The organism is Secundilactobacillus folii (assembly GCF_009720675.1).
Lineage (GTDB): Bacteria > Bacillota > Bacilli > Lactobacillales > Lactobacillaceae > Secundilactobacillus > Secundilactobacillus folii.
The window spans coordinates 41721-59878 of record NZ_WNJO01000001.1; the positions used below are offsets into that span (position 1 = coordinate 41721).

Here is an 18158-nt window from a genome sequence, read left to right on the forward strand (position 1 = left end):
GAAACGGAGGCTTGAAATTGGCTGAAGATACGAACATTGTTTTAAAAGCAACCGAGCCTGTTTTAGGCAGAATTGAAGTTGCACCACAAGTTCTTGAAATTGTTGCCGGTATTGCTGCTAGTAACGTCGAGGGCGTTGCCAGAATGCGCGGTTCGCTCGCTAACAGTGTTAATGAACTGTTTGGCAAAAAAGAGCGCGGTAAGGGCGTTAAACTATCATTAAATGGTGACGCGTTAAACGTTGATGTTTACGTCTATTTGAACTACGGCGTCTCCGTACCAAAGGTTGCTTTAGCAATTCAAGAGCAGGTCAAACAGCAGTTATTATTCATGACGGATTTACGAATCTCAGAAGTTAACGTCCATATTCAGGGTGTGATTCCTGAAAAAACAACTTCGACTGTTGATCCAAACAACATTTTTGAAGATGATGAAAGTGAAAATGGTGACGATAAATGACTGAAGAATTAACCCGACACCAGATTCGGATTCGAGCTTTTCAAACGTTATTTGCAATGAATGCTAACCCGGAGGCAGATCGGCACGTGATCTTTCAGCAGTTGTTGTCGGATGAAGACGATCAAACTGTAGCTGTCCCAGCATACCTTGAAACCCTGGTTGAGGGTGTCTTGAATCACCAGGATCAGCTTGACCAGCAGATTACCAAGTATCTGAGTGCGGGTTGGGCATTGCCGCGAATTGCTAAAACTGATTTGGTGATTTTACGAATTGCCTTTTATGAACTAGATTATCAAACCGATATTCCAAAACGGGTTGCAGTTAATGAAGCTTTGGAATTGGCAAAACAATTTAGTGATGATCGTTCACGCCGCTTTGTGAACGGTGTTTTGTCCCATGAAATCGAACCGGATAAAAATGAAACCGAAAAATAAGATTCAAAAAAATGACGTATTCATGCGGATCAATCTCGCAAAGTGCGTTAGGCAGACTAGTGAAGCTTTTTCAACTGGGCTGCCTTTTTTGTGCGGATTAATTGTTGGTTGTCAATGAGGCTTGCTGATACCTTTGAGACACCCCTTAACTGTTACCGGGATTTTTGAAATTGACTGGTTGGCATGTCGATGAGCTTTTGAAGACCAGCACGCCTAAGTAATCGTCACTCAGCTCATTAAAAAATCAGTGTGATTTTCGATTTCAAAGTCGCTCTCGTTGCCGCTTTAGAGATTGAAATGTGATAAAATGGTAGGCAGTAGATTTTTCAAATCAGGGCAGATAGTGAGAGTGAATGCGATGGCAGAAATAATTGATGGTAAACAATGGGCTCAGCAACTAAACGTTCAAACGAAAGCGAAAGTTGATGATTTAAAGGCACGTGGTATTTCACCTAAACTTGTAGTAATCATTGTGGGTGGTGATGAAGCGAGTCAAATTTACGTTCGTAATAAGCATCGAAAGGCTGACAAAATCGGGATCCTGTCAGAAATTAAGCGTCTGCCTGCAGATACTAGTCAAGAGGCCTTGCTGAGTGTCATCGATGGCTATAATAGGGATTCAAGTATTCACGCTATTTTAGTTCAGTCGCCACTACCAAAACAGATTGATGAAGCGGCTATCACACGGGCGATTTCACCGGCTAAAGACGTTGACGGGTTTCATCCGGTCAACGTTGGTAAATTGTATACGAATGCCAAACTGAATTTTCCCGTCTCTTGCACCCCTAAGGGCATCATGACACTGTTACGGGCTGAAAACGTTGAACTTACTGGCGCCAACGCTGTGGTCGTCGGTCGGTCCAATATTGTGGGTCGCCCGATGGCAGCTTTGTTATTAAATGCAGGTGCTACGGTAACGGTCGTTCACACCCAAACTAAAGGCATGACTGACTATACACGCCAAGCTGATATTTTGGTGGTGGCAACGGGCATTGCTCACCTGATCAAGGGCAGTGACATCAAACCTGGTGCAACGGTGATCGATGTTGGTATGGATCACGATGCCAACGGTAAACTGACGGGTGATGTCGATTTTGATAGCGCGTTCAGTGTGGCTGGTAAGCTCACGCCAGTTCCCGGTGGTGTTGGACCCATGACCATTGCGACGTTGATGCAGCAGACTGTTGAACTTGCAAAATGGAGTGAATAATTTGGAACCTAAGGACTATTTGACTGTCAGCGCGCTGACAAGCTATATCAAACGTAAATTCGACGTGGATCCCTACTTGGGTAAAGTTTATCTGACTGGCGAAATCTCCAATTTTCGGTTACGGCCGAACGCTCACCAGTATTTTAGCCTCAAAGACGACCACGCTAAAATTAACGCTATCATGTTCAAGTCGGCGTTTGCAAAGGTTAAGTTTACCCCTGAAGAGGGGATGAAGGTACTGGTTACGGGACGCATCTCGCTATACGAACCCAGTGGCAGTTATCAAATCTACGTGGACCACATGGAACCGGATGGCGTTGGTCAATTTTACCAGGCCTATGAACAATTAAAACGTAAGTTGGAACAGGAAGGCGTCTTTTCCGCCCCTAAAAAGCCCCTGCCACGTTTTCCAAAACAAATTGCCGTTGTGACGAGTCCCAGTGGGGCAGTGATTCGAGACATTATCACGACTACTCGTCGACGCTATCCAATTGCCCAGATTGTTTTGTTTCCTGCCCTGGTTCAGGGTAATGAAGCAGCCGGTGACATAGTTCGACAGATTCAGCGGGTCAATCAGATCGGTAACTTTGATACCCTGATCATCGGTCGTGGCGGTGGTTCAATAGAAGATCTCTGGCCCTTTAATGAAGAGGCCGTCGCCCGAGCCATTTTTGATAGTCAAATTCCAGTGATTTCTTCTGTTGGCCATGAGACTGATACGACGATTGCTGATTTGGTTGCGGATGTTCGTGCTGCGACCCCAACTGCTGCGGCTGAATTAGCTGTGCCGGTTTTAAGTGATGTCCTTTTGGAGATCAATCAGGACCGGGTTCGCTTATTGAATGCTTTTCAAAACGAGCTGGCAATGTATCAGGAACGGTTAAAGAAGTTACGCAACACCTATGTATTTCAACAACCCGAACGACTCTATGAAGGCTACAGTCAAAAAGTCGATCAATTGACCAATGCATTGCAGCAAAATATGACCCATCGCTTGAGCCTTGTGACCACTCAGATTCAAGCCATTGACCAGCGATTACGCATGGCATCCCCGGCGAATCAAATTTCACAGTTAGAGCAGAGTCGGCGCGACCTAGTTGACCGGTTAAGACGGGCAATGCGACAGGATTACCAGCAGCAAAAACAGCGCGTCACTGAATTAGCGCAGTCCCTAGACTACTTAAGTCCTCTTAAAATCATGGGCCGGGGCTATAGTTACGTTACCAGTCATGACAAAGTGATCGCCGATGTTTCGCAACTGCACCCTAAGGACGATGTGACTATGCACTTAGTCAATGGTCGAGCAGCCGCAACGATTAAATCAATCCAACCAAACGAAAAGGACGAATAATCATGAGTGAAAAACCAACTTTTGAAGAGAATCTAAACCATCTAGAACAAATTGTGACGGAATTGGAAAAGGGTAATGTACCGCTTGAACAGGCTTTGGAACAATTTAAGCAGGGGGTCGCCTTGAGCCATGATCTCCAAGTCAAGCTGACAGGAGCCGAAAAAACGCTGGCCAAAATGATGAAAGATGATGACACGACGGAACAGTTTGAAGCCCCAAAGGATGATACAGATGGTAAAGAAGAGTAACCTGAAGCAGCAACTTAAACAGTTTGAGGCGACCTACGTGCCACGCATCAACCAAACCCTTCAGCAGCTCAACCACGACTGGATCGACCAGCCAATTTTACAGCGAGCGATGATCTATTCGGTAAATGCAGGTGGTAAACGGTTGCGGCCGTTGCTGACGCTTGCTGTTTTGCAAACCTATCACGATCAACCCACTGATGGCCAGCTAATGGCAACCAGTGCGTTGGAACTTCTGCATACTTATTCATTGATTCATGATGACCTACCGGCAATGGATAATGATGAGCTGCGGCGTGGCTTACCAACTAACCACGTGAAATTTGGTGCTGGTATGGCGACGCTTGCCGGAGATGGTCTTTTGACGCTGGCCTTCGAATGGTTATGCCATGCTGACTTACCTGCGACCCAACAATTAGCACTTGTTAGCGCTTTGAGTCATGCTGCAGGGCCTGCTGGAATGGTCGCTGGCCAGGCACAGGATATTTCTAGTGAGCATCTCCAGCTTAAAATTGAAGAGCTAGCTAAACTTCACCGTCAAAAAACGGGTGCTTTGCTGCACTACGCAGTTGAAGCAGGCTGCATTATGGCTGAAGTACCAGCGACTGAACGGGTGGCACTACTCCAATTTGCAGATCAGTTTGGTCTGGCCTATCAAATTTATGATGATTTACTGGACGTCACAGCAACCGCTGCCGAGTTAGGCAAAAAGACGCATAAGGACGCAAGCGAAGCCAAAAATACCTATCCCGGGTTATTTGGGATCGAAGGCACAAAAACGCGCCTCAAAGCAGTTGTTGGTCAAGCTGAACAAAGTTTAACTGATCTGGCAAGCAAGACCGGCCATTCTTATCAATTATTATTGTCATTTTGCAGTTATTTTCAAATTAAGGAATAGGAGAAATCATGCAGAAACAACGTGTTGATGTCTTATTAGTGACTAAGGGGCTTTTTGAGTCCCGTGAACAAGCTAAACGGGCAGTTATGGCCGGTGAAGTTCTTGGTGATAACGAGGAGCGGCTCGACAAACCGGGGGTCAAGATCCCCGTGGATACGGATCTACATATTAAGGGTAAGCCACTGCCATACGTTAGCCGTGGCGGTTTAAAACTGGCCAAGGCACTGAAAGTCTTTCAAATCAGCGTTCAAGATCGTATCGTGCTGGACATTGGGTCTTCGACGGGTGGTTTTACTGACGTCATGCTTCAAAATGGTGCTAAATTATCTTATGCACTGGATGTGGGCAGCAACCAATTGGTCTGGAAACTGCGTCAGGATCCTCGTGTGGTGGTGATGGAACATACTAATTTCCGCTACAGCAAACCGGCGGACTTTAGCCAGGGACGGCCAACCTTTTCTTCCATCGACGTTTCGTTTATTTCCCTTAGCCTGATCCTACCGCCGTTAAAGCAAATCCTGGCCGAAAATGGTGAGGTTGTTGCCCTGATCAAACCGCAGTTTGAGGCCGGTCGGGAGCACGTTGGCAAACACGGGATCGTCAAGGATCCAAAGATTCATGAAGAAGTGATTCAAAAAGTGATTCAACTCGCCTTAGATAGCGGGTTTAGCCCGCTGCATTTGGACTTTTCACCCATCACTGGGGGCGAAGGTAACATCGAGTTTTTGATCCACTTGAAATCAGCTACTGGGACGCCTGCGATTGCCCCAACTATTGATGTAGCCGAAACTGTCAGTGACGCCCATCGGATATTAACTGCATAAAATTATCAAATAGCTTTTAAAATATGCCTCTTAGCGGTATTATGTTACTAAATGATATCCTAAGGAGATGGTAACGTGAAGAAACAGGACAGACAGCGCTTGATACGCCAATTATTGACGACTCAAGACATTGAACGTCAGGAGGATTTTGTTCGCCTGTTAAAGGAGCAAAATATTTATGTAACTCAGGCTACCATTTCAAGGGATATCAAAGAGATGCAATTGGTGAAAGTGCCGGCCGCTTCTGGCGGTTACCGGTATAATATGCCGATTCAAAAGAAATTGGACACTAAAAAGAAATTGAAGCATACTTTGCAAGATGCCTACGTCAGTATCGCGGTTCAGGACAAGGATGTTTTAATCAAGGTCCTTCCAGGTAACGGTCCCGCCATCTCGACTCTGATCGACCAAATGAAGTACGATTACGTTTTTGGGACGATTGGTGATGACCAAACGGTGCTGGCAATCTGTAAAGATGCGGAGGGCGCGTTGCAGCTGCAGGAAACCATTGAAGAACTATTAAATTAAGGCGCGAGTTAGACTTGAGTTAAACTTCTGGTCTAGCTCGTTTTTGAGTTATCGGTTATAATTAGCCTAGACAAATTACAGGGGGTAAAACGGTGCTACAAGAACTTTCAATCAAAAATTTTGCAATCATTGCTAGCTTGGATGTTGAATTCGAGGAAGGCATGACCGTTTTGACTGGTGAGACCGGTGCTGGTAAGTCAATCATTATCGACGCGGTTGGTTTGCTAGCAGGCGGTCGCGGTTCGCAGCACTTTGTCCGAACGGGTGCTGACAAAGCAGTCATTCAGGGCGCATTTGTATTTCCCAAAAACGGTCAGACCTACCAGCAACTGGATGACCTTGGTATCGACCACGATGACGGAACCGTTATTTTACAACGTGAAATTTACCGGAGTGGACGCAATATTTGCCGAATCAACGGGATGTTGGTCAACACGTCGACTCTGAAACAGTTGGGCGAGACGATTGTTGATATTCATGGTCAAAATGAACATCAAGAGCTCATGCAACCAGATAAGCATTTACGCCTGCTAGACGAATTTGGCGGCACGCCACTCCAAAAAATCAAGCAACAGTATCAGACAACTTATCAAGATTATCAGCGTCTGCACCATTCAATGGTTTCGCGAAATACACACCAAAAAGAATGGGCCCAACGTTTAGACATGCTGCGGTTTCAAGTCAAAGAAATTGAAGATGCTCAACTGCAACCAGATGAAGAAAATTCGTTGACCCAGCAGCGCGATCGATTGATGAATTACCAAAAGATCAATACCGCTTTGCAGGAGGGCTTTTTGGCTCTAAACGGTGATGAAGAAGCCACTGGGGCACTCGATTTAAGCGGTGAGGCGATGAATTCGCTGTCGACAATTGCTGACTTAGACCCCGCTTTTAAGCAGTTGTTTGAATCACTGCAATCGGCTTACTATGCCTTACAAGACGCGTCTGGAGAGCTATCAAAGCAGGTGGACTTGCTGGAATATGACGATAATAAGCTGGATGAGATCGAACAACGTTTAAATGTCATTCATCAGCTCAAACGCAAGTACGGTGATTCTGAGCAGCAGATTTTGACCTATTTAGATAGAATTAAAAAAGAGTTGACAGACATGGAAGCCGCCGAAATTGACGAAGGTGACCTGGATGAACAACTGGATCAAAAGCAGCAGCAATTGGTCAAATACGGGCAAAAGCTATCTGCAAAACGCCATCAAGTGGCTACTAAGCTCGAAGCTGCCATTAAGTCGGAATTAAAGGATCTTTACATGGCAAAAACGGTCTTTCAAGTTCGATTTAAAGAAGTCTCAGCAGATCAGTTTTTTGCGACTGGAATGGATGACGTGGAGTTTTACATTCAGCCTAATCCAGGTGAAGAGATTCGGCCGTTGGCTAAGATCGCCTCTGGTGGTGAGTTATCACGATTGATGCTGGCACTTAAAACGATTTTCTCTCAGTCGCAGGGTGTAACGTCGATTATTTTCGATGAAGTGGATACTGGGGTATCCGGCCGGGTCGCCCAGGCAATTGCTGAAAAAATCAGTGGCATTGCCAATAACTCCCAAGTGCTTTGCATCACGCATTTACCACAGGTGGCCGCCATGAGTGATCACCACTACTTCATAGCTAAAGAGATCAAGGGCAACCGGACCGAAACGCACATTGCCCGCCTGGATCGGCCAGCTCGGGTCAAAGAGCTAGCACGGATGTTGGCCGGGACGACGGTCACGGAATTAACACTCGACCACGCTAAAGAATTATTGGATATGGCAGTTGACGAAAAAAAACAACGGGTAAAAAGCAAATAATTACTAACGGGGCTCTCAAGATCAGTGCAAAGCAATCGCGTTAGATTTTGAGAACCCCTTAGTGTTGACAATTTTACGGTCACTTTCAAAGGCTGCTGGGATTAAACACAAAAAAACTAGTTCGATGGGCGGATAGGCGCATCAAACTAGCAAGTGGCTTTTTTAAAATGATGACTTCAATTTAGCGGTAATCGTTACGTTCAATAAATTTAATTTGAGGAGTGTGAACTAATTGGGTGATCTTTTGATCAGCCACGCTCACCAGGAAAGTATCTTTTGGCCCCTTGGTTAAATATCCTGCCATCGTAGCGTCTTCGCCATCCTCATTTGAATTGGTATTAAGATGTAGCGTGACATTGTAATGACGGTTCAATGCTTGTGTTAAGAAATAATCGAGTTGACTGTCAGGCATTTGTAATGGATCAAGGGGATCTAAATCTAAAAATTGACGGTAACGGTCATTAATTTGTGATGAAATTTTTCTAATTGCGGAGACTTGGTTTGACATTTTTATCACCTCGAACATTTGTTTGCATTTATTATTATACGAACCTATGTTTGATTTTGCAAGCTGAAAATGATTAATTTTATTATTTATCATCTATAACTTGTCAAATCGTTGCGTGACGTGCGATAATGGGTCTTATTATCACGCCGAAAATATGTAAGGGGATCTCATGTAATGACAAAAAGAGGTATGTTGATTGTGCTTTCCGGTCCTTCTGGTGTTGGCAAAGGAACCGTTCGTAAGGCCCTCTTTGACGAACCGGATACTGACTTTCAGTACTCCATTTCAATGACTACGCGTAAGCCACGTGAGGGTGAAAAAAATGGGGTCGACTATTTCTTCGTTTCGAAGCATCAGTTTGAAGAGAACATTAAGAATGGTGAAATGCTGGAATATGCCAAATACGTTGACAACTACTATGGCACGCCATTAAAATATGTTAATGAGACCTTGGATTCAGGCAAGGACGTTTTTTTGGAGATCGAAGTCAACGGAGCGATGCAGGTTCGGGCTAACTGTCCCGACGCCGTTTTCGTTTTCCTGACACCGCCTGACCTGATGGAATTGAAACACCGTTTGATTAATCGTGGTACTGAAGAGATGAGCGTTATTAATGCGCGAATCAAGAAAGCGGTTGGAGAGATCAAGATGATGCGCAACTACGATTATGCGGTCGTCAATGATGAAGTCGACAGCGCCGTTGCCCGTATTCGGACGATTATTCGTTCGGAAAGATTGCGGGTCTCACGGGTAATGCCAGACTATGAACAGATGCTATTAGAGGGAGACGAATAAAATGTTATTATACCCATCAGTTGATAAGTTACTAGAACGTGTGGATTCCCGTTATTCGCTGATCATGCTTGCCAGCAAGCGAGCTCACGAATTGGATGCCGGCGCTAAGCCGCTGCTTGATTCGTATGAGTCACCTAAAACTATCGGCCGAGCACTTGAAGAAATTGCTGCCGGTAAGGTGATTATAGACCCAGATGAAGAAGATCACGACTAATTTGAATCATTGTCATATTTAAACCGCTGTTTTAACCCCGTGGTTCGGGTTGGAACGGCGGTTTGTTTGTGCAAGGGCAGACGGACTCTGGTACAATTAAGGGTAATTAATTAACCAATGGGGGCACTGAAAATGAGTGAACAACACGTCGCATTATACGTAACGGGTAGTATTGCGGTTTATAAATCCTTGACGCTAACAAGGCTGCTGGTTAAAAGTGGTGCCTCTGTAAGAGTTGTGATGACAAAAGCCGCCACAGATTTCGTTACACCGCTGAGCTTTCAAGTGCTGTCAAAAAATGCCGTAGCTACGGATATGTTTGCGGGCACGAATGTCAAAGCCGTGGATCACGTTGAACTGGCTGACTGGACCGACTTGGCTGTTGTCGCGCCTGCCAGCGCAAACTTGATCGGTAAGTTGGCTAACGGGATTGCGGATGACATGGCTAGTCTGACACTGATGGCAACTACCGCACCTAAATTGGTCGTGCCAGCGATGAATCAGCACATGTTAGATAGTGCAGCAATGAAGCGTAATTTGGCGACACTATCTGAGGATGGCGTAAAAATCATGGCGCCAGCCACCGGTTTTCTCGCTGAGGGTTACACTGGCCGTGGACGAATGCCAGAACCGCAAGCCATCATGAACATGATTACCGATTTAACGCCGCATAACACACCGTTAACTGGCAAGCGGGTCATTGTGACCGCTGGCGGAACGCGTGAACGTATCGACCCAGTACGCTTTATTACTAATGATTCATCGGGTAAAATGGGTTACGCGATTGCGCGCGAGATGCAGTCGCGCGGAGCTGTCGTTACTTTAATCAGTGCACCCACTAAATTAACGCCGCCAACGGGAGTTAAACTGGTTTCCGTCCGTTCTACCGAAGATTTAGCAAAGGCCGTCACAACAGCCTTTAAGACGAGTGATATTTTGGTCATGGCAGCCGCAGTAGCCGATTTTAAACCGGTTAATAGCGTGGATCAAAAGATTAAAAAATCCGCTGATAATGACCATCTGACATTAGAATTAACAAAGACCCCAGACATTTTAAAAGACGTGGCTAAGCTCAAGCGTCCGGGGCAAATGACAATTGGGTTTGCGGCGGAGACCCAAAATTTGCTTGATAATGCCAATCAGAAATTAACGAGTAAGCAACTCGATCTGTTAGTTGCAAATGACGTCTCTAAACCGGGTGTCGGCTTTAATGGCGACACCAATCAAGTCACTATTCTGCAACCAGATCACGCACCAATTAAAACTGCACTGGCTGATAAACAGACCATCGCTCAACAAGTGGTCGATCAGATCAGTCAACGAGTACAAAGAGAGGGATAGTATGACGCAAATCGCTGAGGTCATCGTTGACGTTCCGACGATGCAGACCAACACGCCTTATTCATATAAGATACCGGCCGCTTTGTCCGACCAGTTACAGCCCGGTATGCGGGTCGTTGTACCTTTTGGTAATGGTGGCCGTAAGGTTCAGGGATTTGTTTGGCAGGTTAAACCGGATGCCAAACCAGATCCGGAAGTGACGTTAAAGACCATCGATACAGTGATGGATCCGACACCAGTTGTGAATGCCGAATTGATGCAGTTGGCAGGTTGGTTGGCACGCACAACTTATGCGTTTACGATTACCTGTTTGCAAACGATGTTGCCCAATGCGTTGAAGGCAAAATACCAAAAATGGGTCAAGCCAAGCCCCGAATTGTCGCAGCCGGTTCGTCAGCAAATCTTTGGTGAACAGTCTGAATTATTATGGGACGATTCACTGAAGCCCGAAATTGTGAAACAGTTATTAACGTTGAACCGGCAGCATCTAGTTCAAGTTCACTACGCGGTGAATAACCAGTCTCATGTGAAAAAAATCACCATGGTAAAACCGGCTATGAGTACGAATGAACTCGTACGGGCACGCAAAGCACTTCGGTCAACTGCCGTTAAACAGGCGACGTTGATCGATTATTTGATTGCGCACCGCGAACCCATTAGTCAGCCCGAACTGGAACACAATCTGAAAGTAACGAGTACGATTTTAAACACTGGTGAAGCTAATGGCTGGCTCACCCGTCAGGCAAAGGAAGTTTACCGGGATCCGTTCCAAACAGCGGTCGCTCAGACGGCTGCTTTGCACCTTAACGCCGACCAGGAAAAAGCTGTCCATGCCATTTGTGAGGCAACTGATCAGCAGCACCCGGAAACGTTTTTGCTGGAAGGCGTGACGGGTAGCGGGAAAACCGAAGTGTATTTACAAGCCATGGCAAACGCTTTAAAACAGGGCAAACAGGCACTGATGCTAGTTCCTGAAATTTCACTCACACCACAAATCGTCGGCCGAGTTCGTGGCCGTTTTGGTAAGCGGGTCGCTGTGCTGCACAGTGGCTTATCGGCTGGTGAACGCTTTGATGAATGGCGTCGGATTCAGCGCGGAGAGGCGCAGGTAGTCGTTGGTGCCCGTTCCGCAGTCTTTGCACCGCTTAAAAACTTAGGCGTTATCATTGTGGATGAGGAGCACGAAGGCAGCTATAAACAAGAAGATAATCCACGCTACCACGCCCGTGACGTTGCGCTTTGGCGGAGTCGATATCATCACTGCCCAGTGGTTTTAGGCAGTGCCACACCTTCGCTTGAAAGCCGGGCGCGGGCGCAGAAAAACGTTTATACGCGGTTGGTATTGCCCCACCGTGTTAATCAGCAACAACTACCGCAAGTCACGGTGGTCGACATGACTGAAGAGTTACGGCACCATAAGGAATCTAACTTTTCGACACCGCTGATGACCGCGATTCAAGACCGGCTGCAACGTGGTGAACAAACGCTGCTCATGCTGAACCGACGGGGCTACTCTTCATTTGTGATGTGTCGTGACTGCGGTTTTGTGCTCCAGTGTCCAAACTGTGATATTTCACTGACATTGCACATGGATACGAAAACCATGAAGTGTCATTACTGCGGTCATGAAGAACCGATTCCCCACATCTGTCCTAACTGCCACAGCCGCCACATTCGTTATTATGGTACCGGCACGCAGAAAGTGGAGCAGGAATTAAAGAGCTTGCTGCCAGCGGCTCGAATCATCCGTATGGACGTGGATACGACCCGGCGGAAGGGTGCTCACGAAAGACTCTTAAGGCGCTTTGGCAGCCACCAAGCAGACATCTTACTGGGGACTCAAATGATTGCGAAGGGACTTGATTTTCCAGATGTGACGCTGGTGGGTGTTTTAAATGCGGATACCTCGCTCGGGTTACCGGATTTTCGGGCTAGTGAGCGCACGTTTCAGCTGTTAACGCAGGTCAGTGGTCGAGCAGGCCGGGCCGAAAAGCCTGGCCAGGTGTTTATTCAAACCTATAATCCAGATCACTATGCGATCCAACTTGCTAAGACACAGAATTATGAACAGTTTTTTGGTCGGGAAATGCAGTTGCGACATCGCGGTAATTACCCGCCGTACTACTTTGCGGTCAAGTTGACAGCCAGTGACGTTGACGAGCACAAAGCGGCTGAAGCGATGGTCAGCATTGTGAGGAAGCTTAAAACAGTCTTGACCCCCAAAGCGATTCTATTGGGGCCGACTCCCAGCGCCATTGCCAGGGTCAATAAACGTTACTATTATCAGCTTGTCATCAAATATAAAAAAGAACCGCAGCTTGACTCGGCCTTGTTTGAGATTCTTAGTCAGGCACAAAAGGTCAGCCGAGGCGGGTTACAGATTGCTATCGACCGTAATCCGATGAGCTTTATGTGAGTCAGCTTAAAGCTTATTAGTTTTAAAGGAGAAAAATAAATGACATCAATTGTATTTATGGGTACGCCAGAGTTTGCAGCTCCCATTTTAGAAGCTTTGATTCAGCATGACTACAACGTTTTGGCGGTGGTCACTCAGCCGGATCGGCCAGTTGGGCGGAAACATATTTTGACCGCTTCACCAGTCAAAAAAGTGGCTGTTGCACACCAAGTCGAAGTCCTTCAACCCGAAAAAATCGCCGGCAGTGATGAAATGGATCGAGTCATTGAACTGGCACCTGATTTTATCGTGACCGCAGCGTTTGGTCAGTTCTTGCCAACCAAACTGTTAGCCGCTGCTAAAACGGCCGCTATCAACGTGCATGCATCGTTACTGCCAAAGTACCGTGGTGGTGCTCCAGTGCACTACGCTGTCATGAATAACGATGCTCAGACCGGTGTCTCTATCATTTACATGATCAAAAAAATGGATGCCGGCGACATTATCAGTCAACAGGCGATTCCGATTGAAAAAACGGATGACGTTGGCAGTATGTTTGATAAATTAAGCCTCTTAGGACGTGATCTATTACTAGAAACGCTGCCTAAATTAATTGACGGTACGGCTCAGGCTAGACCACAAGACGAAACGCAGGTCACTTTTTCACCGACCATCAAGCCGGAACAAGAAGCGGTAGACTTCACAATGCCAGCGGAAATGATCGATGCTAAGATTCGTGGTTTGCGCCCATTTCCAACCTCCTACATTATTTTGGCTGGTCGTCGCACCAAGCTTTGGAAAGTGACTGTTTTACCAGAAAAGACTGATTTAACGCCCGGTAAGGTGGTTCGTCGTGGTAAACACGAGTTAGTACTGTCAACCGGTGAGCATGGCACGTTGCAAATTAACCAGTTACAGCCTGCCGGGAAGCCCAAACAAAGCATCACTGACTTTTTAAACGGCACGGAAGACGCGCTCAACGAAGGCGAACAGGTGGTTAAACTATGAGTAGAACTGACAGTAATCCGCGGTCCATGGCGGTGACCGCCCTCACCCGGGTCAAAAAGGGTGCCTATTCAAATTTGCAATTGAATCAAATGATCGATCAATCACCGATTTCACAGCGGGATGCTGGTCTTTTAACGACCATTGTCTACGGTGTGATCCAGCATCGAATGACGATCGATTACCAATTAGCACCGTTCATTAAGCACCCGCAAAAAGTCGAGGACTGGGTCATGATATTGCTGGAGACTGCGGTCTATCAGATGCAGTATCTGGAACGGGTACCAAAACGAGCGATCTTTGATGAAAGTATCCAAATTGCTAAGGATCGGGGCCATGAGGGTATTCGTCGATTTGTCACCGGCGTTTTACATCAAATGGATCGTCAAGGAATCTATGACCCCGCTGATATTAAAGATCCACTTCAGCGACAAAGCTTGATGTATTCGATTCCGGAATGGCTAGTTAAGGAACTAACTACCCAGTTAGGTGCTCAAAAGGCCACCCACGTTTTTGAAAGCATTAATCATCCGGCCAATCAGTCTGTTCGAGTCGCAACTGACCAAATCAGTTTGACTGAAGCGAAGCAAGCATTGAGCGATGAGGGTTATCAAGTAGCTGACAGTCAGGTGGCTGGTGATGGCTTGGTACTTCATGGTAAGCCGGCTAATCAAGCGGCGTTATTTAAGCAGGGCAAAATGACGATTCAAGATGAAAGTGCCATGCTGCCAGCCGAAAGTATGCGAATTCAACCGGCTATGATGATTTTGGATGCCTGTGCGGCACCGGGCGGCAAAACCGTTCAGATGGCTGCTCAACTTGACGCAAACAAGCGTGGTCAAGTCGTTGCGTTGGACATTCACGAGCATAAAGTTAAGCTGATTAAGCAAAATGCCAAACGGATGCATGTTAACGACCGGGTCGTCGCCCAAGCGTTAGATGCTAGAAACGTCAACCAGGTATTTGACAACGATTTGTTTGATGAAATTTTAGTTGACGCACCATGCTCTGGAATTGGTCTAGTACGCCGTAAACCAGAGATCCGTTACGAAAAAGAGTTAAAAGATGTTCTGGCATTAGCGAAGATTCAACTGGATATTTTAAATGCAGTTGCTCAAAAGGTAAAAATTAACGGTATAATAACTTACAGTACTTGTACGATACTTAATCAGGAAAACCGAGATGTGGTGGCGGCCTTTTTGGCTAACCACCCAGAATTTGAATCACAAAGGGTGACAACGACCCGTGATCTGAAGGCTGACCGGCAAACTGATTACCTTGAAATTTATCCCGATGATTATGACTCTGACGGTTTTTTTGTGAGCCAGTTCAAGCGGGTACGTTAGTGGAGGATACTCATGCAGATTGCTTATCGAACAGCGATAGGGAAGCGTCGCGCGGATAACGAAGACAGCGTTGGCGTATTTACTAACCAAAACGGCGTTAAACTAGCAATGATTGCTGATGGTATCGGCGGAAACCAGGGTGGTGACGTTGCATCTGAAATGGCTGTGGAGCACCTTGGCCATTCTTTTGAGACCACCCAAGCTCAAAATATCGATGAAAGCAAGGACTGGTTGCAAAAACAAATTAGTTTTGAAAACCAGGATATCCGGGAGCGATCGCAACAGTTTGCCGATTTGAAAGGAATGGGAACAACGGTGGTGTTAGCCATCCTGTCCAATGAAACGGTTCTGGTTGGAAATATTGGCGATAGCCGAGCTTACCTGCTCCGTGACCAGGTCTTTTCACAGGTGACTGAAGATCATTCTTTAGTCAATGAACTGGTCAAACGCGGTGAATTGTCAAAGCAAGCTGCTCGTGTCCACCCAAGAAAAAACGTGATCACGCGTTCCCTAGGAATTGAAAAATCGGTTCAAATCGACCTTCATTACCTAGAACTGACCACTGGCGATACGCTACTGCTGTGCTCAGATGGACTTAGCGATATGGTGAAGGATGAACGGATTCAAGCCGTATTGGAAGGCCCAGGCAAGCCACAGGCTAAGTGTGATCAATTGATCACACTTGCAAACGACGCCGGCGGCCTGGATAACATCAGCGTCATCATCGTCGATAATGGATCGGAGGTGGCTGACTAATGCGACCAAATTACGTTTTAGGCGGCCGTTATAAGATCTTAAAAGCACTTGGCGAAGGCGGAATGGCTAACGTTTATCTGGCCCATGACTTGATTCTTGACCGTGACGTTTCCGTTAAGCTGCTCCGTTTGGATCTCCGCGATGACCCGCATACTATCAAACGTTTTCAGCGCGAGGGCTTAGCAGCGACGGAACTCGTTCATCCCAATATCGTCAGCGTGTATGACGTGGGTGAAGAAAACGGCATGCAGTACATGGTAATGGAGTACGTGAAGGGAATGGATCTCAAGGCGTACATCAAGAAGCACTTTCCGATTCCATATCAGGAAGTCATCAACATCATGGAACAGGTTCTGTCGGCCGTTCAAGTCGCTCACGAGCATAATATTATTCACCGCGATTTAAAACCGCAAAATATTTTGATCGATGAACAGGGCACTGCCAAGATTACCGACTTTGGAATCGCGGTCGCAATGTCTGAAAATTCGCTGACGCAGACCAACACTGTGTTAGGCTCGGTGCATTATTTGTCACCTGAACAGGCGCGTGGCGGAATGGCGACCAAGAAGTCTGATATTTATTCTTTAGGTATCATTCTTTATGAACTGCTGACCGGAACGGTGCCATTTAAGGGTGAAACGGCGGTCTCAATTGCTATCAAGCACTTCCAGTCTGAGATCCCATCGGTTCGGGAATTTGATCCCCGGATCCCGCAGGCTTTGGAAAACGTGGTCTTAAAAGCGACTTCCAAACGGCCTGCTGACCGCTACGAAACCGTAGCGGATATGGCGAGTGACTTAAAGACTTCTTTATCGCCGCGGCGAGCTTCCGAGGCGAAGTTTGTTCCTAATCTGGACGCTGATGATGGGGAGACCAAGGTACTGGATAAGTCAGAATTGCATTCTGAAGCCGTTAATCAGCCATTAGAGCCAAAGGCGACTGCTGATTCTAGCCCGGGTAAATCAAAGAAGAAACGTCGTCATCGTCGGCGATGGGTGGCATTATTAGCTGGTCTACTGATCATTTTAATTGCCGCGGTTGGGCTAGCATTTTGGCTAGGACGTACGCAGACGGTTTCAGTTCCTGACTTGAGTGGCATGACAGTTCAGCAGGCGCGCGATAAATTAACGGCAGTGAATTTAGACACCGGATCAGTTAAACGCCAAACCAGCACTCAAGTGAAGAAAAACCGGATCATTAAAACCTCGCCTAAAGCTAGTACCCAAGCCAAGCAGAACAGCAAGGTGAACCTCTTTGTCAGTGATGGGCCACGATTGGTGACGATCGGCAATTACGTTGGTCAATCCTACACTCGGGCTGCCGCGGTTTTAGAGGCCAAGGGCGTGACTGTTAGACGGCAAAACCGATCTTCCAGCGAGGTACCAATTGGTACGGTTATGCAGCAAAGCGTTGCCACCAGCAAGCGGATTGATCCGAAAAAGGAGACCGTGACGCTGACAGTTTCGGCAGGCCAAAGAGAATTGACCTTGGCCACTTTAATTGGTAAAACGAAGTCAGCGATTCAACGTTATGCAACCAGTGAATCGTTAAATGTGACCTTCAATTATAAGTACTCAAACGACAAGAAAGATACCGCGATCGAGCAATCACCCGGTGGCGGCAGTACCGTTAGGGAAGGCTCTACGATCAGCGTGACCCTGTCGCGTGGTAAACGGCCGGTGGACAGTTCTCAGCCGAAAGTGGAAGACTTTAGCGTCAGTGTTGATATCCCGTTTGAGGCATCCAGTTCTAGTTCCAGCGACAGCAGCAGTAGTAGTTCGTCGGCCTCAGAGAGTGACGTGAATACGGTTCAGATATACGTCCGTGACCATGATCATGATTACAGCACGGTCTACAAACAATTGACCATTTCGCAAGATACTCAAGTGACGATCCCATTTGCGGTGGAATCGGGTAAGAGTGGCGGTTATAGAATCGTTCGAAATGGCAAGGTCATTCAATCCGATAATAATGTGACGAAAAATTCGCATTAATTTACTGCATTTTAAAACCAGTTCTTTTATAATGAAACAGAACTGGTTTTT

General features: G+C 46.6%; 18 protein-coding genes. 17 read left to right on the forward strand and 1 reads right to left on the reverse strand.

The features are described from left to right. Window positions 1–17: 17 nt before the first annotated feature. From GM612_RS00255 to recN, 9 genes are all read left to right on the forward strand, one after another. Complete coding sequence (locus tag GM612_RS00255) at window positions 18–458, forward strand: Asp23/Gls24 family envelope stress response protein (protein ID WP_155430384.1); 441 nt, start codon at window positions 18–20, stop codon at window positions 456–458. Continuing rightward, on the forward strand, window positions 455–892 hold the full coding sequence (gene nusB / locus GM612_RS00260) for a transcription antitermination factor NusB (RefSeq protein ID WP_155430385.1): 438 nt from the start codon (window positions 455–457) through the stop codon (window positions 890–892). The genes GM612_RS00255 and nusB overlap by 4 nt, the downstream gene beginning before the upstream one ends. A gap of 358 nt (window positions 893–1250) precedes the next feature. After that, window positions 1251–2102 (forward strand): bifunctional 5,10-methylenetetrahydrofolate dehydrogenase/5,10-methenyltetrahydrofolate cyclohydrolase, encoded by an 852-nt coding sequence (locus GM612_RS00265; RefSeq protein WP_155430386.1) that lies wholly within the window; start codon window positions 1251–1253, stop codon window positions 2100–2102. A gap of 1 nt (window position 2103) precedes the next feature. Next, complete coding sequence (gene xseA / locus GM612_RS00270; protein ID WP_155430387.1) at window positions 2104–3453, forward strand: exodeoxyribonuclease VII large subunit; 1350 nt, start codon at window positions 2104–2106, stop codon at window positions 3451–3453. Window positions 3454–3455: 2 nt separating this feature from the next. Then, window positions 3456–3701: an exodeoxyribonuclease VII small subunit gene (locus tag GM612_RS00275; RefSeq protein ID WP_155430388.1), complete on the forward strand. Its 246-nt coding sequence runs from the start codon at window positions 3456–3458 to the stop codon at window positions 3699–3701. Next, window positions 3685–4596, forward strand: a complete 912-nt coding sequence (locus GM612_RS00280; protein WP_155430389.1) for a polyprenyl synthetase family protein — start codon at window positions 3685–3687, stop codon at window positions 4594–4596. The genes GM612_RS00275 and GM612_RS00280 overlap by 17 nt, the downstream gene beginning before the upstream one ends. 8 nt (window positions 4597–4604) lie before the next feature. After that, on the forward strand, window positions 4605–5420 hold the full coding sequence (locus GM612_RS00285) for a TlyA family RNA methyltransferase (RefSeq protein ID WP_155430390.1): 816 nt from the start codon (window positions 4605–4607) through the stop codon (window positions 5418–5420). Between the two features lie 75 nt (window positions 5421–5495). Continuing rightward, the gene (locus GM612_RS00290; RefSeq protein ID WP_343031718.1) at window positions 5496–5948 is read left to right on the forward strand and encodes an arginine repressor; all 453 of its coding nucleotides are present in this window, start codon (window positions 5496–5498) and stop codon (window positions 5946–5948) included. A 92-nt stretch (window positions 5949–6040) separates the two neighbouring features. Then, window positions 6041–7753: a DNA repair protein RecN gene (recN, locus tag GM612_RS00295; protein WP_343031719.1), complete on the forward strand. Its 1713-nt coding sequence runs from the start codon at window positions 6041–6043 to the stop codon at window positions 7751–7753. Window positions 7754–7934: 181 nt separating this feature from the next. Here recN and GM612_RS00300 read toward each other — a convergent pair whose 3' ends face one another. After that, the gene (locus tag GM612_RS00300) at window positions 7935–8261 is read right to left on the reverse strand and encodes a hypothetical protein (RefSeq protein ID WP_155430391.1); all 327 of its coding nucleotides are present in this window, start codon (window positions 8259–8261) and stop codon (window positions 7935–7937) included. Between the two features lie 174 nt (window positions 8262–8435). On the opposite strand from GM612_RS00300, the gene gmk reads away from it, so the two are divergent. The 8 genes from gmk (at window position 8436) to pknB (ending at window position 18107) form a co-directional block, all read left to right on the forward strand. After that, window positions 8436–9056 carry a guanylate kinase gene (gene gmk / locus GM612_RS00305; protein WP_155430392.1) on the forward strand — a complete coding sequence of 207 codons (621 nt, stop codon included), beginning with the start codon at window positions 8436–8438 and terminating at the stop codon, window positions 9054–9056. Window position 9057: 1 nt separating this feature from the next. Continuing rightward, on the forward strand, window positions 9058–9270 hold the full coding sequence (gene rpoZ / locus GM612_RS00310) for a DNA-directed RNA polymerase subunit omega (RefSeq protein ID WP_155430393.1): 213 nt from the start codon (window positions 9058–9060) through the stop codon (window positions 9268–9270). Between the two features lie 132 nt (window positions 9271–9402). Further along, a complete protein-coding gene (coaBC, locus tag GM612_RS00315; protein WP_155430394.1) occupies window positions 9403–10611 on the forward strand; it encodes a bifunctional phosphopantothenoylcysteine decarboxylase/phosphopantothenate--cysteine ligase CoaBC in 1209 nt (402 codons plus the stop codon). Between the two features lies 1 nt (window position 10612). Then, the gene (gene priA, locus GM612_RS00320) at window positions 10613–13027 is read left to right on the forward strand and encodes a primosomal protein N' (RefSeq protein WP_155430395.1); all 2415 of its coding nucleotides are present in this window, start codon (window positions 10613–10615) and stop codon (window positions 13025–13027) included. A gap of 39 nt (window positions 13028–13066) precedes the next feature. Further along, entirely contained in the window at window positions 13067–14014 is a 948-nt protein-coding gene (gene fmt, locus GM612_RS00325) for a methionyl-tRNA formyltransferase (protein WP_155430396.1), read from the forward strand. Beyond that, window positions 14011–15357 carry a 16S rRNA (cytosine(967)-C(5))-methyltransferase RsmB gene (gene rsmB / locus GM612_RS00330; RefSeq protein WP_155430397.1) on the forward strand — a complete coding sequence of 449 codons (1347 nt, stop codon included), beginning with the start codon at window positions 14011–14013 and terminating at the stop codon, window positions 15355–15357. Before fmt ends, rsmB begins: the two co-directional genes overlap by 4 nt. A 12-nt stretch (window positions 15358–15369) precedes the next feature. After that, window positions 15370–16113, forward strand: a complete 744-nt coding sequence (locus tag GM612_RS00335) for a Stp1/IreP family PP2C-type Ser/Thr phosphatase (RefSeq protein WP_155430398.1) — start codon at window positions 15370–15372, stop codon at window positions 16111–16113. Continuing rightward, the gene (gene pknB, locus GM612_RS00340) at window positions 16113–18107 is read left to right on the forward strand and encodes a Stk1 family PASTA domain-containing Ser/Thr kinase (protein WP_155430399.1); all 1995 of its coding nucleotides are present in this window, start codon (window positions 16113–16115) and stop codon (window positions 18105–18107) included. The genes GM612_RS00335 and pknB overlap by 1 nt, the downstream gene beginning before the upstream one ends. The last annotated feature ends 51 nt before the right edge of the window (window positions 18108–18158 follow it).

Excerpts from the sequence above, each read along its gene's own strand:
- nusB (WP_155430385.1), top strand. The coding sequence starts at position 455 with ATGACTGAAGAATTAACCCGACACCAGATTCGGATTCGAGCTTTTCAA.
- GM612_RS00265 (WP_155430386.1), top strand. The coding sequence starts at position 1,251 with ATGGCAGAAATAATTGATGGTAAACAATGGGCTCAGCAACTAAACGTT.
- GM612_RS00275 (WP_155430388.1), top strand. The coding sequence starts at position 3,456 with ATGAGTGAAAAACCAACTTTTGAAGAGAATCTAAACCATCTAGAACAA.
- GM612_RS00280 (WP_155430389.1), top strand. The coding sequence starts at position 3,685 with ATGGTAAAGAAGAGTAACCTGAAGCAGCAACTTAAACAGTTTGAGGCG.
- GM612_RS00285 (WP_155430390.1), top strand. The coding sequence starts at position 4,605 with ATGCAGAAACAACGTGTTGATGTCTTATTAGTGACTAAGGGGCTTTTT.
- GM612_RS00300 (WP_155430391.1), bottom strand. The coding sequence starts at position 8,261 with ATGTCAAACCAAGTCTCCGCAATTAGAAAAATTTCATCACAAATTAAT.
- gmk (WP_155430392.1), top strand. The coding sequence starts at position 8,436 with ATGACAAAAAGAGGTATGTTGATTGTGCTTTCCGGTCCTTCTGGTGTT.
- rpoZ (WP_155430393.1), top strand. The coding sequence starts at position 9,058 with ATGTTATTATACCCATCAGTTGATAAGTTACTAGAACGTGTGGATTCC.
- coaBC (WP_155430394.1), top strand. The coding sequence starts at position 9,403 with ATGAGTGAACAACACGTCGCATTATACGTAACGGGTAGTATTGCGGTT.
- priA (WP_155430395.1), top strand. The coding sequence starts at position 10,613 with ATGACGCAAATCGCTGAGGTCATCGTTGACGTTCCGACGATGCAGACC.
- fmt (WP_155430396.1), top strand. The coding sequence starts at position 13,067 with ATGACATCAATTGTATTTATGGGTACGCCAGAGTTTGCAGCTCCCATT.
- rsmB (WP_155430397.1), top strand. The coding sequence starts at position 14,011 with ATGAGTAGAACTGACAGTAATCCGCGGTCCATGGCGGTGACCGCCCTC.
- GM612_RS00335 (WP_155430398.1), top strand. The coding sequence starts at position 15,370 with ATGCAGATTGCTTATCGAACAGCGATAGGGAAGCGTCGCGCGGATAAC.
- pknB (WP_155430399.1), top strand. The coding sequence starts at position 16,113 with ATGCGACCAAATTACGTTTTAGGCGGCCGTTATAAGATCTTAAAAGCA.